We start from the raw sequence: 14,569 nt of genomic DNA, 5'->3' as shown, positions 1-14,569 counted from the left end.
GCGCCGATCCGCGCGGGTCCGCGGCGCCGCCCGCCGATCGGTGACGCGAGTGACTGGTGGTGCCCCAGATGTGATCAAGAGATCTCAATTCGACGGCACGCCGTGAGAGAACGCCGTCATATCTGACAAAACGGGCGGTTTGTGCATAGCGTTACCGCCAGCGGCGCTCACCGGGCGCCCATCCACGATCGAATCGAGAGGCAGATACATGTCCGTCAACCGCACCGAGCTCATCGCAGCCATCGCCGAGAAGGCCGGCCTGACCAAGACCGACGCCGACGCCTTCCTCGGCGCGTTCCAGGACGTCCTGGTGGAGAACGTCGCCAAGGGCGAGACCGTCAAGATCACCGGGCTGATGGGCGTCGAGCGGGTCGAGCGCGCCGCTCGCACCGGCCGCAACCCCCGCACCGGCGAGGAGATCCAGATCCCCGCCGGCTACGGCGTCAAGCTGACCGTCGGCTCCGCCCTGAAGAAGGCCGTCGCCAAGTGAGCGCATGACCGGACCCGCCCGACGGCGCCGCCGCGCGCGGCCGGGACCGGGAGCGGGGGCGCGCCACCACCCGGTGGCGCGCCCCCGGCGTTCGCGCGCGGCCCGGATGGGACCGGGGGAGGAGGTGCGGGGCGGGGCCCGTCGTCCCGGCGGATGAGGCCCCGGTCCCGCCGACCGCCTAGCCTGAGGCCATGAACAGCACCGGGGACGCCCCCCGCCCCGCGCCCGACGGCGCGCCGTCGGCCCCCGCCCTGATCTGCCAGGGCCTGGCCAAGGCCTTCGGCCAGAAGATCGCCGTCAACATGCTCGACCTCACCGTGCCGACCGGCTCCATCTACGGCGTCGTCGGCCCCAACGGCGCAGGCAAGACGACGACCCTGTCCATGGCCACCGGGCTCCTCGTGCCCGACGCCGGGCGCGCCCTGGTCCACGGCGTGGACGTGTGGGCCGACCCCCTGCGCGCCAAGGCGCTCCTGGGCGTGCTGCCCGACGGGCTGCGCACCTTCGACCGGCTCAACGGCCTGGAGCTGGTCACCTACTCCGGCCTCCTGCGCGGCCTGGGGCGCGACGTCGTCGTCCCCCGCGCCACCCAGCTCCTCCACGTCCTGGGCCTGTGGGAGGCCGGCACCACCCTCGTGGCCGACTACTCCGCAGGCATGCGCAAGAAGGTCCACCTGGCCTGCGCCCTGGTGCACTCGCCCTCCGTGCTCGTCCTCGACGAGCCCTTCGAGGCCGTCGACCCCATCTCGGCCCGCACCATCCAGAGCATCCTGGCCGACTTCGCCGCCGCGGGCGGCACCGTCATCATCTCCAGCCACGTCATGGCCACCGTGCAGCGCCTGTGCACCCACGTGGCCATCATCGCCCGCGGGCGGGTCCTCACCGCCGGAACGACGGCGCAGGTGGCCGCCGGAGAGGACCTGGAGGACCGCTTCACCCAGCTCGTCGGCGGCCCGGCCGCCAGGGAGGAGCTGTCGTGGTTGCGACCCTCGTCCGACTGAGATGGCGCCTGACCCTCAACTCGCTCAGGGCCAACGTCTGGGCCCTCATCGGCACCATCGTGGGGGCCCTGTACGGGCTCGGGCTGCTCCTGGCGCTCGTGGCCGGGGCGATCGGCCTGGGCGGCCTCGGCGCCGACGCGGCGGCGCCGGTCCTGGCCGCCGCCGGCGCCCTCACCGTCCTGGGCTGGGCCCTCGTCCCGCTCATGCTCACCGGCGTCGACTCCACCCTCGACCCCAGGGCCATGGCCGCCTGGACGGCGCCCTCGCGCCCCCTGGCCATCGGGCTCGCGGTCGCCGCGGCCACCGGCGTGCCCGGCGTGATCACGGGGGCGGGGCTGCTCCTGCCCGTCCTCGTGTGGGCCGTCGCCGGGCAGTGGGGGGCCGCGCTCCTCGCCCTCGCCCTGGCCCCCGCCGCCCTGGCCACCTGCGTCCTGCTCAGCCGCGTCGTCGTCATCGGCGCCGGCGTCTCGACGTCGCGGCGCGGGCGCGACCGGGCCGGAGTGATCGCCGTCCTGGCGATCCTCCTCGTCTCCCTGGCGCCCTCCCTGCTCAACCTCGGCGCCCGGCTCGACAGCATCGACATGGAGGGCCTGCGCACGGCCGCCCGGGTGGCGGGGCTGACGCCCTTCGGGTGGGCGCTGGCCGCCCCCGGCCACCTGGCCCGGGGCGAGACGGCCGCCGCCATCGGACTGAGCGCGGCGGCCCTCGCGCTGCCGGCGGCGCTGGCGCCCGTGTGGGAGCGGGTCGTGGGGCGCGTCATGACCGGCCCGGTGCGCTCCGACGCGCACTCGCGGGCCTACGACGGCGCCGCGGAGGGCGGCGCGCAGGCGGGCGCGGGCGCGGCGGGCGCCTCGGGCGGGACCGGCGGCGCGGGCGCGGCGGGCACGGCCCGCGTCCTGCCCTGGCACCGGCGGCTGGAGAGGGTCATGCCCTCCCCGGCGGCCGCCGTCGCCGCGCGGTGCCTGCGCTACTGGCGCGCCGACCCGCGCTACCTCGTCCAGGCCATCTCCCTGGTGGTCATGCCCGTTCTGCTCGCCGTCATGATCGCCATGGGGCGGACCTCGATCGTCGACGCCGGCGAGACGGCCTCCCTGGCCCCGGGGCGGGCCCCGGCGGTGCTCCTGGCCGCACCGGTCCTGGCGGCCCTCCTGTCCGGCTGGGGCCTGCACAACGACCTCGCCTTCGACTCCACCGCGCTGTGGACGCAGGTGTCCGCCTCCGTGCGCGGACGCGACGACCGGCTCGGGCGCATTGCGGCGGCGGCCCTGTGGCAGGCGCCCGTCATCGCGGTGCTCGCGCTGGGCGGCGGGGCGTGGACCGGCCTGTGGCGCGCCCTGCCGGCGGTGGGCGGGCTGAGCGCGGCGCTGTACGGATGCGCCCTGGCCTGGTCCAGCCTGACCGGCGTCCTGCTGCCCTACGAGGTCAATGCGCCCGGGGACAGCCCCATGAAGTCGCGGACCTCGGGCACGGCCCTCATCGCCGCGCTCGTGCAGATGGTCGGCATGGGGGTCATCGGCCTGGCCGCCGCGCCCGTCATCGCGGGCTTCGCCGTCATGGCGCTGGCCGGGGCCTGGGGCTGGGGCTGGCCGTTCCTGGCCGCCGGGGCCCTGTGGGGCGCGGGGGCGGCCTGGGCGGGCATCGCCGTCGGCGGTCGCCTGCTGGACTCGCGCGGGGTCCGGATCCTGACCACCATCCGCTCCTGGCCGGGCCACGAGGAGGCCCGCTAATCTGGGGGCCGAATGGACCTGCGCGGGCCCGGCGTCACCGCCCCGGGGCCGCCGACCGACCAGAGGGAGAACCATGGAACTCATCGTCCTGGACACCGCGTCCCAGATCGCCGACCGGGCCGCCGACGCCATCGAGGACCTGCTCGCGCGCAAGCCCGACGCGGTGCTGGGAACCGCCACCGGATCGAGTCCGCTGCCCCTGTACGACGAGCTCGCCCGGCGCTGCCGGGCCGGGCGGATCTCCTTCGCGAAGGTCACCGGATTCATGCTCGACGAGTACGTGGGCCTGCCCGAGGACCACCCGGAGCGCTACGCCACCTTCATGGAGCGCAACCTGCGCTCGCGCGTCGACATGCGGCCCGGCGCGCTGCACGGCCCCGACGCCCTCAACCCCGACCTGCAGGCCGCCTGCGAGGACTACGAGGCGGCCATGGCCGCGGCCGGCTACTGCGACCTGCAGATCCTGGGCATCGGCTCCGACGGGCACATCGGCTTCAACGAGCCCGGCGGCCCGCTCGACTCGCGCACCCACGTGGGCGTCCTGACGGAGCAGACGCGCCGCGACAACGCCCGCTTCTTCGACGGCGACATCGACGCGGTCCCCACGCACTGCCTCACCCAGGGCCTGGGCACCATCATGGAGGCCCGCAAGCTCGTGCTCATCGCCACGGGCTCGAACAAGGCCGAGGCGATCGCTCACCTCGTCGAGGGCGAGGTGAGCGAGGACTGGCCCGCCTCCGTCATGCAGCGCCACCCCGACGCCCTGGTCCTGGTCGACCGGGACGCCGCCGCCCGTCTGAGCCGGGCGGACTGAGGCCCGCCGGCCCGGGCCGGCGGGCCGCCCCGCCGGCGGCCCGGTCTCTGCCCCGGTTCCGCGAGCGCGCAGGTTTCCAGTCGAACGCGCACCTCCCAGCCGCGCGTTCGACTGGAAACCTGCGCGCTCGCGGATATGACGGGGCCCGGCTCCGGCCCGAGGCGCCGTTCCCGCTGGTCTCGCGGGACTTCTCCGCCGGTTCCGGCGAAGGGGGGAGACGGGTCCCACAGAATCGCCGAAGTTCGGACCCGCGGGCCGGGCCTAGACTGACCGCTATGAGCGAGCCTCTCGAGCCGATCGCCGTCGGCACCGATACCGCTGATCCCTCCGGCCCCGCCGAACCCGGTCGACCGCTCTCCGAACCCTCCCAGTCCGCGGGCACCGCCGTCCTGGAGCGCGAGGAGCTCCAGTCCACCGACGACGGCGACGCCGACCGCTTCGCCCACTACGTGCGCAAGGACAAGATCGCCGCGGCGGCCGCCACCGGGCGCCCCGTCGTCGCCCTGTGCGGCAAGGTCTGGACGCCGGGGCGCGACCCGTCGAAGTACCCGGTGTGCCCCACGTGCAAGCAGATCTACGAGGAGATGCGCCCCGGCGGCTCGGGCGGCAGGGGCCCCCGCTTCCCGCGCCCGCCCTTCGGCCGGGGCGGTCAGTGAGCCCGTGAGCCCCGTCCGCGGGTCCCGGGCGCACGGCTCGCCCTCTCAGCCCTCCATCTTCGCCGCGGAGAGCCTGCCCCCGGCCTATCCGCGGCGCGCCGCCCGGGGCACGGCCGGGTCCCTGCGGGCCTGGCAGGCCGCGGCGCTGGCGAAGTACCTGTCCGCCATGCCGCAGGACTTCCTCGCCGTGGCCACCCCCGGGGCGGGCAAGACCGCCTTCGCCCTGCGCGCGGCCACCGAGCTGCTCGCCGCCGGCGACGTCCACCAGGTCACCATCGTGTGCCCCACCGAGCACCTGAAGTACCAATGGGCGGAGGCGGCCGCCCGCGTGGGCATCCGCATCGACCCCAGCTACACCAACTCCCAGGACGCGCTCGGCTCGCGCTTCAACGGCGTCGCCCTGACCTACGCGCAGGTCGCCGCCAACCCCAACCTCCACCGCGCCCGCACCGACGCCCGACGGACCCTGGTCGTCCTCGACGAGATCCACCACGGCGGGGACGCCCTGAGCTGGGGCGAGGCCATCCGCGAGGCCTTCACCCCGGCCCGCCGCCGCCTGGCCCTGACCGGCACCCCCTTCCGCTCCGACGCCGCCCCCATCCCCTTCGTGCGCTACGTCGACGAGGGCGGAGGGATCAAGCGCTCCCGGGCCGACTACTCCTACGACTACGCCGACGCCCTGCGCGACGGCGTCGTGCGCCCCGTCATGTTCCTGAGCTACTCCGGGCAGATGCGCTGGCGCACCCGCACCGGCGAGGAGGTCGCCGCCCGCCTGGGCGAGCCGCTGACCAAGGACATGCAGGCCCAGGCCTGGCGCACCGCCCTGGACCCGGAGGGGGAGTGGATCCCCGCGGTGCTGGCCGCCGCCGACCAGCGCCTGACCGAGGTCCGCCGCCAGATGCCCGACGCCGGGGGCCTCGTCATCGCCTCCGACCAGGCCCGGGCCCGCGCCTACGCGGCCCGGCTGCGGACCATCACCGGCGAGGAGCCCACGGTCGTCCTGTCCGACGACACCGGCGCCTCCAGCCGCATCGAGGCCTTCGCCGCCTCCACGGGCCGCTGGATGGTGGCCGTGCGCATGGTCTCCGAGGGCGTCGACGTGCCCCGCCTCGCCGTCGGCGTCTACGCCACCTCGACCTCCACGCCGCTGTTCTTCGCCCAGGCGGTCGGCCGTTTCGTGCGCTCGCGCGCCAAGGGCGAGACCGCCAGCGTCTTCCTGCCCTCGGTGACCCCGCTGCTGGAGCTGGCGGGCGAGCTGGAGGTCGCCCGCGACCACGTCCTGGGCCGGCCCCCCTGCGAGGAGGACCGCCTGTTCTCCGCCCCCGAGGACCGGCTCATCGCCGAGGCCAATAGGCGGGAGAGGGCCTCCGAGGACCTCCTGGGCGCCTTCGAGGCGATGGGCTCCACCGCCGAGTTCGACCGCGTCCTGTTCGACGGCGGCGAATTCGGCACGGGCGCCGTGGTCGGCAGCGCCGAGGAGCAGGAGTACCTGGGGCTGCCGGGGCTGCTCGAGCCCGAGCAGGTCACCGCCCTGCTGCGCCAGCGCCAGAACAAGCAGATCGAGGCGCGCAGGCGCGAGTCGGCGGCCGCGGCGAAGCGGCGCGCCGGCTCCGGGGCCGACGACGCCCGGCGCCGGGCCGCCGCCCGCAAGGAGCTCTCCCAGCTCGTGGCCGCCTGGGCCCGGCGCTCCGGGAAGCCCCACGGCGTCGTCCACAACGACCTGCGGCGCACGTGCGGCGGCCCGGAGGTGGCGGCCGCCTCCACCGAGGAGATCGTCGAGCGGGTGGAGACGCTGCGCCGCTGGTTCGTCGGCAGGCGCTGACCCGCGGAGCCGGCGAGAACGGCACCTCGGAGCGGCCCGGCCCCGTCATATTCGCGAGCGCGCAGGTTTCCAGTCGAACGCGCGGCTGGGAGGTGCGCGTTCGACTGGAAACCTGCGCGCTCGCGGAATCGGGACAGAGGCCGAGGCGCCGGCGGAACCGGGCCGCCCGGCCCGGACCGGGGCGGCGGGCCCGGACCGGGCCGGGCGGGCCTCAGCCCACCCGGCTCAGCCGTGCAGCGCCGTGCGCCCGTCCAGCTCCAGGCGGCGGGTCGGCACGGCCGGCTCTCCCTCGCTCAGGCGCCAGGCGTCGTAGGGCAGCTCGGCGCGGGCGGCCCGGTGCCGCTCGGCGGCCGCCCGCAGCGCCCCGGGCCCGCGGTGGGCCTCGACGATCTCGCCGTCGCGCACGAGCTCGACCTGGAGGGGGCGCGCCCCCGCCCGCTCCAGGGCCTCCAGCGCCTCAGCGCGCTCGCGGGCGGAGACGACCAGCTCCTCGACGGCGGTCCCCGCGGCGTCCAGGACCCGTCCGGCCCACTTGCGTCCGCCGACGGTGGCCTTGCCCCCCTCGGAGAACTTGGCGACCTCCTGCATGACGCCGTCTGCGCCGGCCCGCTCGACGAGCTTGTAGACCAGCGCCGCCGTCGGGCGCCCCGAACCGGTGACGAGCTTGGTCCCCACCCCGTAGGAGTCCACCGGGGCGGCCCCCAGGCCGGCGATCGCGTACTCGTCCAGGTCGTTGGTCACCGTGATCTTCGTGCTCGTGGCCCCCAGGGCGTCGAGCTGGGCGCGGGCCTTGAAGGCCTCGGCCACCAGGTCGCCCGAGTCCAGGCGCACCGCCCCCAGCTCCCCGCCGCCGGCGCGGGCCGCGGCCACGGCCCGCTCGATGCCCCGGGTGATGTCGTAGGTGTCGACCAGGATCGTCGTGCCCGGCCCCAGCGAGGCGACCTGCGCCGCGAAGGCCTCCTCCTCGGTGTCGTGCAGGAGCGTGAAGGAGTGGGCGGAGGTGCCCACCGTGGGGATGCCGTAGCGCATGCCCGCCTCCAGGTCGCTCGTGCCGGCGAAGCCGCCCACGACGGCGGCGCGGGCGGCGGACACGGCGGCGTGCTCGTGGGCGCGGCGCGCCCCGAACTCCACGCAGGGCCGCCCGTGCGCGGCGATGGTCATGCGGGAGGCCGCCGCGGCGACGGCGCAGTCGTAGTTGTAGATGGACAGCGCCAGGGTCTCCAGGATGCAGGCCTCGGCGAAGGTCCCCTCGACCGTGAGCAGGGGGGAGCCGGAGAAGTAGCACTCGCCCTCGGCGTAACCGCGGATCGTGCCGGAGAAGCGGTAGTCGCGCAGGTAGTCCAGGGTGGCGTCGTCGACCACCTCCGTGGCGCGCAGGAAGTCGATCTGGGCGGGCGTGAAGGTGAAGGCCGCGACGGCGTCGAGAAGGCGCCCCGTCCCGGCCACGACGCCGTAGCGGCGCGAGGCGGGCAGTTTGCGCCCGAACAGCTCGAAGACGCAGCGGCGCTGCGCGGTGCCCGCGCGCAGGGCGCCCTGCAGCATCGTCAGCTCGTACTTGTCGGTGAGCAGGGCCGTTGACGGGGAGCCCTGGTCGGGGACCGGGATCTGCGTAGGTGTCATGACTGATAACCTAGCGCCGTCGGGGCGCGCGCGCTCGCACCGGCCATCCACCGATACCCTTACCCTTGACCCATGTCAGCCAGCGCCCCCGTGTCCTCGCCCGAGACCCGGACCGAGGACCGCGCGGTCCCGCTGCGCCGCTGGTGCACGGTGGTCCACGACGACCCGGTCAACACCATGGACTACGTCGTGTGGGTCTTCCGCAGCTACTTCGGCTTCTCCCGCCACCTGGCCGAGCGCCGCATGATGCAGGTGCACACCACGGGCCGCGCCGTCGTCTCCCGGGGGGCGCGCGAGCGCATGGAGGTCGACGTCACCGCCATGCACTCCTACGGGCTGCGGGCCACGATCGAGCCGGAGGCCGGCGACGGCGACGACGCCCCCGGTCCGGGCGCGGGCGGTGCGTCGTAATGCGCGGCTTCAAGGCGGTCGACGGCGGCTGGGAGAGCCCGCTGGAGGACTGGGAGCTCGAATTCCTCGCCGACCTGCTCGCCCAGGTCCTGGTGATCCTGGACAGCGCCGCCCCGTCCGGCCCCCGGGGCGGGCGACCGGCGGGCGCCGCCCCGCCCGGCCCCGGCGGGCCGCGCGCCGCCGAGTCCGCCCGGCCCCGGCGGGCCGCGCGCCGCCGAGTCCGCCCGCGACGCCGAGATCCTCGCGGCCCTGGACTTCGACATCGAGGAGCCCGCCGGCAAGGGGATCGGCGGCGCGGGGGAGCCCGGCCCCGGCGCGCCCGGCCCCGGCGAGCGCCCCGGCCGCCGCGACCCGGCCGCGCCCGCCGGCCCGCCCGCGGCGTCGGCCGCCCTCGCGCCCTTCGTCGAGGCGCTCCTGCCCGACGCCTCCGAGGACCCCGACATCGCCGTCGAGGTGGCCGCCATGACCCGCGGCCGCCTGCGCGCCCTCAAGAGCGAACGCGCCCGACGGGTCATGGCCGAGCTGATCGAGCCCACGGGGGCGCGCGGCGCGGTGCGCGTGAGCGCCGGGACCGAGCAGGACTGGCTCGGCGCGCTCAACGACCTGCGCCTCGTCCTGGCCCAGCGGCTGGGCATCGACTCCGCCGAGGCCGCCGAGGACGTCCACGCCATCGCCCGGGAGGCGCCGCCCCCGCACGAGAGTGACGAATTCCGCTGGCGGCGGGGCGCCGCCCTGTCCTACGACATGCTCACCTGGTGGCAGGAATCACTGCTCCGCGTGCTGCTGCGCGGTCAGGGCCCCGCCTAGTCTCGACGACGTGAATGACGCGCCCATCGGGATGTTCGACTCCGGCGTCGGCGGCCTGACGGTGGCGCGGGCGGTCCTCAACCAGCTCCCCGGCGAGCAGATCCTCTACATCGGCGACACCGCCCACAGCCCCTACGGGCCCCGCCCCATCGAGGAGGTGCGCCGGCTCGCCCTGGGCGTCATGGACGAGCTCGTCGACTCCGGGGTCAAGATGCTCGTCATCGCGTGCAACACCGCCTCCGCAGCCGTCCTGCACGACGCCCGCAGCCGCTACACGCAGGGCAAGGGGGTGCCCGTCGTCGAGGTCATCCACCCCGCCGCCCGGGCCGCCGCCCGCGTCACCCACAACGGCAGGATCGGGCTGATCGCCACCCAGGGGACCGTCGACTCGCGCGCCTACGCCGACGCGCTCGGGGCCGTGCCGGGCGTCGAGCTCCTGTCCGTGGCCTGCCCCCGCTTCGTCGAGCTCGCCGAGCGGGGCGTGACCACCGGCCCCGAGGTCATGGCCACCGCCGAGGAGTACCTCGTGCCCATGCGCGAGGCCGGCGTCGACACCCTCATCCTCGGCTGCACCCACTACCCGCTGCTCATCGGGCCGATCTCCTACGTCATGGGGCAGGACGTGACCCTCGTGACCTCCAGCGAGGAGACCGCCAAGGACGTCTACCGCGAGCTGGCCGGGCGGGGCCTCCTGCGCGAGGGGCCCTCCCCGGCGCCGGTGCACGAGTTCCGCTCCACCGGGGACCCCGCGTCCTTCGCCGTCCTGGCGCACCGCTTCCTCGGCCCCGAGGTCGGGCGCGTCAGGCGCACGGGCCTGGTGCCCGGCAGCTCCCACATGGTCTTCTCCTCGGATGTGCCCGCCCCCGCCCCCATCGTCGTGTCCGACGACGGCGGCCCCGCGAAGCCCCTCGACGTCGCTGGCGCCCCTGACGGCCCCGACCGCCCCGGCGCCCCCGACCGCCCGTCCTGACCCGCCGATGCCGACCCCGCCCCCAAGGATCCCCGTATGAAGCTCACCATCATCGGCTGCACCGGCTCCATGTCCGGCCCCGACGCCCCCGCCTCCTGCTACCTCGTCCAGGCCAGGGGCGCGGGACCCGACGGCGGGGAGCGGGTCTTCTCCCTCGTCCTGGACATGGGACCCGGCTCAATGGGCCAACTGCTCAACCACGTCGACCCGGCCGAGCTGGACGCGATCGCCATCTCCCACTGCCACGCCGACCACATGGTCGACCTGGTCGGCATGCACGTCTACCGCCGCTGGAACCCCGCCGGGGCGCTCGAACCCGTGCTCACGCTGGGGCCGGCCGAGCTGCCCGCGCGCCTCAACGGGGTCGACGGCTCGCCCAGCACGGAGGCCTACGCCACCGAATTCCTCTTCCGCACCGCCGTGCCCGGCCAGAGCGTGAACGTCGGCCCCCTGACGATCACCCCCTTCGCCGCCCTGCACCCGGTCGAGGCCTACGGCTACCGGGTCGAGGGCCCCGCCGAGGACGGCTCGGGCACCGCGGCCGTGGCCTTCACCGGCGACACGGACCTGTGCGAGACCATGGCGGAGATGGCCGACGGCGTCGACCTGCTGCTCGCCGAGGCCGCCTTCGTCGAGGGGCGCGACCCGCTGCGCGGAATGCACCTGACGGGGCGGCGCGCCGGCGAGCTGGCGGCCGGGATCAGCGGGCGGACCCCCCGCGCGGCGGTGGGCCACCTCGTGCTCACCCACATCCAGCCGTGGACCGACCCGGGCATCCCGCTGCGCAACGCCGCACTGGTGTACGCCGGACCGCTGGAGGCGGCCACGGCCGGCGCGAGCTGGGAGCTCTGAACCCGCTCCATGGCCGACGGCGGACCGGGGCGCATCGGCTTCACCCCGCGCGTCCTGGACGGCCCCGACCGGCCCTGGACGCGCGGGCGGCGCACGCGCTGGTGGCTGGTGGTGCCCGCCGACCTGGCCGTGGTCGGCGCGACCTCCCTGTTCGCCTCGGCCGCGGTGCACGACGCCTCGCGGGCCCCGGGCCTGGCGGCGGGCGGCGCCGCGGCGATCGCGGCGGGATGGCTCGCCGCCCGGACCGTCCGCCGCCGCGACGACCACCTGGAGGCGGCCTGGCCCGACGGCGCGCTCGCCCTGGCGGTGTGCTGGGCCGTGTGGACGGCCTCGCAGTGGGCGATCGCCCAGTGGGCGGCCCGGGCCGCGCCGGGCGCCGCAGGAGTTGCGCCGGGCGCCGCGGGAACCGCACCGGGCGCCACGGGCACCGCGGGGGGCGGCCCGCCGTCCGTCGCGCTCGTGCTCGCCTGCTTCCTCGCGGTCCTGGGAGGGGGGTGGCGCCGCCTCTACGGCTTCGCCAAGGCCCACGACTCCCTGGTCCCCAAGGGCGTCCAGCGCCGGCTCGACGCCCAGGCGGATGCGGGTCTTCCGGCGGACGCGGGACCGTCGGGGGGCGACGGCGCCGGGGACTGACGCCGTCGTCCGGGCCGCTCGGGCGCCGGCGTCGTCGGCAATGGCGCGACGACGCGCAGGATCCGCGGCGTCTCGGGGAGGGCGACGGCGTCAGGTGCGGCGGGCCTCCCGGTGCAGGAGGGCCAGGACGGCGGCGGCGGAGGCCAGGGCGTAGACGACGGCGGCGACCGGCTCCGCCCGCCCCGCGAGCGCGCCGCGCACGAGGATCGGGATCGAGCACCACAGGCACAGGGGCAGGACCCAGCGCCACACGCGCCGCGCGCTCGCGGGCGCCGCCAGGGGATCGCGCCGCGCGCCCGGGGGCGCGAGGTCGCGGCGTCGGACGAGCGCCCACGCGCACGCCGCGACGAGCAGGCCCGCACTCGCCCACGCGGCGGCGGACGAGCGGATCATGAGGCAGCCCAGCGACGCCCCGAACAGGACCGAGAGAACCCCGAGCGTCCAGGGACGGGGGCGCCATCGCCCGTCCCGCTCAACCGCCCCGGCCCCGTCCGGCGGGAGTCGGACGGAATCGGGGGATGCGTCGCGGATGCGGTCGTCGGCCATGGTCCTCACCCCGCTTTGCGCTGCGGCGAGTATACGACGCCCGCCGTCGTCCGGTCCCGTTCGCTCCGCCGCCGTCCGGCCGGGGGGCGGCCGGGGGGCGGCCGGCGCCGCCATCGGGTCTGCGCGGCCGAGCCGGATTCCCCCCGTCCGGCCCCGCAGGCCCCGCCGCCGCTCTGAGCACGTAGGATCGCCCCGTGCTTCAGACTCTGTCCACCGCCTTCATCCGCACCCTGCGCGAGGACCCGGCCGACGCCGAGGTCGCCGGCCACAAGCTCCTCGTGCGCGCCTGCTACATCCGGCGCACGGCCCCGGGCGTCTACACCTGGCTTCCGCTGGGCCTGCGCGTGCTGCGCAAGATCGAGGCCGTCGTGCGCGAGGAGATGAACCGCATGGGCGGCCAGGAGGTCCACTTCCCGGCCCTGCTGCCCGCCGACCCCTACAAGGCCACCGGCCGCTGGCAGGAGTACGGGCCCACCCTGTTCACGCTGGCGGACCGCAGGGGCAACGACTACCTCCTGGCCCCCACGCACGAGGAGATGTTCACCCTGCTGGTCAAGGACATGTGCTCCTCCTACAAGGACCTGCCGCTGACCATCTACCAGATCCAGACCAAGTACCGCGACGAGGCGCGCCCCCGCGCCGGCCTCATCCGCGGGCGCGAGTTCATCATGAAGGACTCCTACTCCTTCGACATGGACGAGACGGCCCTGGACGCCTCCTACCGGGCGCACCGCCGCGCCTACGAGCGGGTCTTCACCCGCCTGGGCCTGGAGTACGTCATCGTCAACGCCATGGCCGGGGCCATGGGCGGGTCCCACTCCGAGGAGTTCCTCCACCCCTCGCCCATCGGCGAGGACACCTTCGTGCGCTCGCCCGGCGGCTACGCCGCCAACGCCGAGGCCGTGACCACCCCGGCGCCCGAGAGCGTCGACGCGAGCGCCGAGCCCGCCGCCCGCGTGGTCGACACCCCCGACTGCCCGACCATCGACGCCCTCGTCGAGCTGTGCAACACCGCCCACCCCCGGGCCGACGGCCGGGCGTGGACGGCCGCCGACACCCTCAAGAACGTCGTCGTCGCCCTCACCCGCCCCGACGGCGAGCGCGAGCTGCTCGTCATCGGCGTGCCGGGCGACCGCGAGGTGGACATGAGGCGCCTGGGGGCCGCCGTCGCCCCCGCCGAGGTCGAGATGGCCACCGACGAGGACTTCGCGGCCCACCCCGAGCTCGTGCGCGGCTACATCGGCCCCGCCGCCGTCGGCCCCAACTCGCCAGCGCGGCGCGTGGAGGTCGGCGAGGACGGGCGCGAGGTCCTCACCGGCTCCGTGCGCTACCTGCTCGACCCGCGCGTGGTGGACGGCACCAGCTGGGTCACCGGCGCCGATGCGGACAAGCGCCACGTCCTGCACCTGGTCAAGGGGCGCGACTTCACCGCCGACGGCACCATCGAGGCCGCCGAGGTCCGCGACGGCGACCCCGCCCCGGACGGCTCGGGCGCCCTGAGCCTGGCCCGCGGCGTCGAGATCGGCCACATCTTCGCCCTGGGGCGCAAGTACGCCCGGTCCCTGGGGCTGACGGTCCTGGATGAGAACGGCCGGGCCCGCGTGGTGACCATGGGCTCCTACGGCATCGGCGTCTCGCGCGTCATGGCGGCGCTGGCCGAGGCCAACCACGACGAGCACGGCCTGATCTGGCCCATCCAGGTCGCCCCCTACCACGTGCATGTCCTGGCCACGGGCAAGGACGACGCCGTGTTCTCCACCGCCGCCGCCCTGGCGGGGGACCTGGACGCCGCCGGCTTCGAGGTCCTCTACGACGACCGCCGCAGGGTCTCGGCCGGGGTCAAGTTCGCCGACTCCGAGCTGCTGGGCGTGCCCTTCACGGTCGTCGTCGGCCGCGACCTGGTCAGGGAGGGCACGGTCGAGATCCGCGACCGGCGCAGCGGCGGGAGGCGGTCGGTGCCGGCGGGCGACGCCGCCGCCGAGGTGGGCGCCGAGCTGCGCGCCGCGCTGGCGCGGGTGCCCGACGGCGCCGGCGCCGGCCAGCCGGACCCGGGGCCCGCGTCCGGACTGGATTGAGCCGAGGCGGGCCCCGACCGGCTGCCGGGCGCCGCGGCCCGGGCGCGCCACCGGGTCCGCGCGAGATGATCTCGCGCGCCGTCGCCGGGCTCCAGCAGCACCACACCATCGGGTCCTCTCGGGGATGATCCCCTCTGCGACGCCC

The 14,569-nt window shown here is 75.8% G+C and carries 14 protein-coding genes; 12 read left to right on the top strand and 2 right to left on the bottom strand.

Annotated elements, in window-relative coordinates; all coding sequences use genetic code 11:
• Window positions 1-208 precede the first annotated feature (208 nt).
• From G446_RS0104680 to G446_RS0104655, 6 genes are all read left to right on the top strand, one after another.
• Window positions 209-490 (top strand): HU family DNA-binding protein, encoded by a 282-nt coding sequence (locus G446_RS0104680; RefSeq protein ID WP_026409272.1) that lies wholly within the window; start codon window positions 209-211, stop codon window positions 488-490.
• A gap of 191 nt (window positions 491-681) precedes the next feature.
• Window positions 682-1,491: an ABC transporter ATP-binding protein gene (locus G446_RS0104675; protein ID WP_026409271.1), complete on the top strand. Its 810-nt coding sequence runs from the start codon at window positions 682-684 to the stop codon at window positions 1,489-1,491.
• Window positions 1,467-3,218: a hypothetical protein gene (locus G446_RS0104670; RefSeq protein ID WP_026409270.1), complete on the top strand. Its 1,752-nt coding sequence runs from the start codon at window positions 1,467-1,469 to the stop codon at window positions 3,216-3,218. The genes G446_RS0104675 and G446_RS0104670 overlap by 25 nt, the downstream gene beginning before the upstream one ends.
• A gap of 73 nt (window positions 3,219-3,291) precedes the next feature.
• Window positions 3,292-4,032, top strand: a complete 741-nt coding sequence (gene nagB, locus G446_RS0104665) for a glucosamine-6-phosphate deaminase (RefSeq protein ID WP_026409269.1) — start codon at window positions 3,292-3,294, stop codon at window positions 4,030-4,032.
• A 275-nt stretch (window positions 4,033-4,307) separates the two neighbouring features.
• Complete coding sequence (locus G446_RS0104660) at window positions 4,308-4,688, top strand: DUF3039 domain-containing protein (protein WP_026409268.1); 381 nt, start codon at window positions 4,308-4,310, stop codon at window positions 4,686-4,688.
• Window positions 4,689-4,692: 4 nt separating this feature from the next.
• A complete protein-coding gene (locus G446_RS0104655) occupies window positions 4,693-6,510 on the top strand; it encodes a DEAD/DEAH box helicase (protein WP_026409267.1) in 1,818 nt (605 codons plus the stop codon).
• Between the two features lie 225 nt (window positions 6,511-6,735).
• Here G446_RS0104655 and G446_RS0104650 read toward each other — a convergent pair whose 3' ends face one another.
• Window positions 6,736-8,130 (bottom strand): nicotinate phosphoribosyltransferase, encoded by a 1,395-nt coding sequence (locus G446_RS0104650; protein ID WP_051285656.1) that lies wholly within the window; start codon window positions 8,128-8,130, stop codon window positions 6,736-6,738.
• A 72-nt stretch (window positions 8,131-8,202) separates the two neighbouring features.
• Between G446_RS0104650 and clpS the strand changes: the two genes are divergently transcribed.
• From clpS to G446_RS15995, 5 genes are all read left to right on the top strand, one after another.
• Complete coding sequence (gene clpS, locus G446_RS0104645) at window positions 8,203-8,541, top strand: ATP-dependent Clp protease adapter ClpS (protein WP_026409265.1); 339 nt, start codon at window positions 8,203-8,205, stop codon at window positions 8,539-8,541.
• A 237-nt stretch (window positions 8,542-8,778) separates the two neighbouring features.
• Window positions 8,779-9,348 (top strand): DUF2017 family protein, encoded by a 570-nt coding sequence (locus G446_RS21605; RefSeq protein WP_483756931.1) that lies wholly within the window; start codon window positions 8,779-8,781, stop codon window positions 9,346-9,348.
• A 31-nt stretch (window positions 9,349-9,379) separates the two neighbouring features.
• A complete protein-coding gene (murI, locus tag G446_RS16000) occupies window positions 9,380-10,318 on the top strand; it encodes a glutamate racemase (RefSeq protein ID WP_051285655.1) in 939 nt (312 codons plus the stop codon).
• Between the two features lie 36 nt (window positions 10,319-10,354).
• A complete protein-coding gene (locus tag G446_RS0104630; RefSeq protein WP_026409264.1) occupies window positions 10,355-11,170 on the top strand; it encodes an MBL fold metallo-hydrolase in 816 nt (271 codons plus the stop codon).
• Window positions 11,171-11,179: 9 nt separating this feature from the next.
• Window positions 11,180-11,803 carry a hypothetical protein gene (locus tag G446_RS15995; RefSeq protein WP_051285654.1) on the top strand — a complete coding sequence of 208 codons (624 nt, stop codon included), beginning with the start codon at window positions 11,180-11,182 and terminating at the stop codon, window positions 11,801-11,803.
• A gap of 90 nt (window positions 11,804-11,893) precedes the next feature.
• Here G446_RS15995 and G446_RS0104620 read toward each other — a convergent pair whose 3' ends face one another.
• Window positions 11,894-12,349 carry a hypothetical protein gene (locus tag G446_RS0104620; RefSeq protein ID WP_026409263.1) on the bottom strand — a complete coding sequence of 152 codons (456 nt, stop codon included), beginning with the start codon at window positions 12,347-12,349 and terminating at the stop codon, window positions 11,894-11,896.
• Window positions 12,350-12,543: 194 nt separating this feature from the next.
• On the opposite strand from G446_RS0104620, the gene G446_RS15990 reads away from it, so the two are divergent.
• Window positions 12,544-14,424 carry a proline--tRNA ligase gene (locus G446_RS15990; RefSeq protein ID WP_051285653.1) on the top strand — a complete coding sequence of 627 codons (1,881 nt, stop codon included), beginning with the start codon at window positions 12,544-12,546 and terminating at the stop codon, window positions 14,422-14,424.
• The last annotated feature ends 145 nt before the right edge of the window (window positions 14,425-14,569 follow it).

Source organism: Actinomyces dentalis DSM 19115 (assembly GCF_000429225.1).
GTDB lineage: Bacteria > Actinomycetota > Actinomycetes > Actinomycetales > Actinomycetaceae > Actinomyces > Actinomyces dentalis.
The sequence above is the reverse complement of the archived record's forward strand: the minus strand, read 5'-3'. Positions and strand labels throughout refer to the sequence as shown.

Bases quoted from the DNA above. Each gene is read 5' to 3' on its own strand.
- clpS (WP_026409265.1), top strand. From the start codon at position 8,203: ATGTCAGCCAGCGCCCCCGTGTCCTCGCCCGAGACCCGGACCGAGGAC.
- nagB (WP_026409269.1), top strand. From the start codon at position 3,292: ATGGAACTCATCGTCCTGGACACCGCGTCCCAGATCGCCGACCGGGCC.
- G446_RS0104675 (WP_026409271.1), top strand. From the start codon at position 682: ATGAACAGCACCGGGGACGCCCCCCGCCCCGCGCCCGACGGCGCGCCG.
- murI (WP_051285655.1), top strand. From the start codon at position 9,380: ATGTTCGACTCCGGCGTCGGCGGCCTGACGGTGGCGCGGGCGGTCCTC.
- G446_RS0104630 (WP_026409264.1), top strand. From the start codon at position 10,355: ATGAAGCTCACCATCATCGGCTGCACCGGCTCCATGTCCGGCCCCGAC.
- G446_RS0104660 (WP_026409268.1), top strand. From the start codon at position 4,308: ATGAGCGAGCCTCTCGAGCCGATCGCCGTCGGCACCGATACCGCTGAT.
- G446_RS0104650 (WP_051285656.1), bottom strand. From the start codon at position 8,130: ATGACACCTACGCAGATCCCGGTCCCCGACCAGGGCTCCCCGTCAACG.
- G446_RS15995 (WP_051285654.1), top strand. From the start codon at position 11,180: ATGGCCGACGGCGGACCGGGGCGCATCGGCTTCACCCCGCGCGTCCTG.
- G446_RS0104680 (WP_026409272.1), top strand. From the start codon at position 209: ATGTCCGTCAACCGCACCGAGCTCATCGCAGCCATCGCCGAGAAGGCC.
- G446_RS0104620 (WP_026409263.1), bottom strand. From the start codon at position 12,349: ATGGCCGACGACCGCATCCGCGACGCATCCCCCGATTCCGTCCGACTC.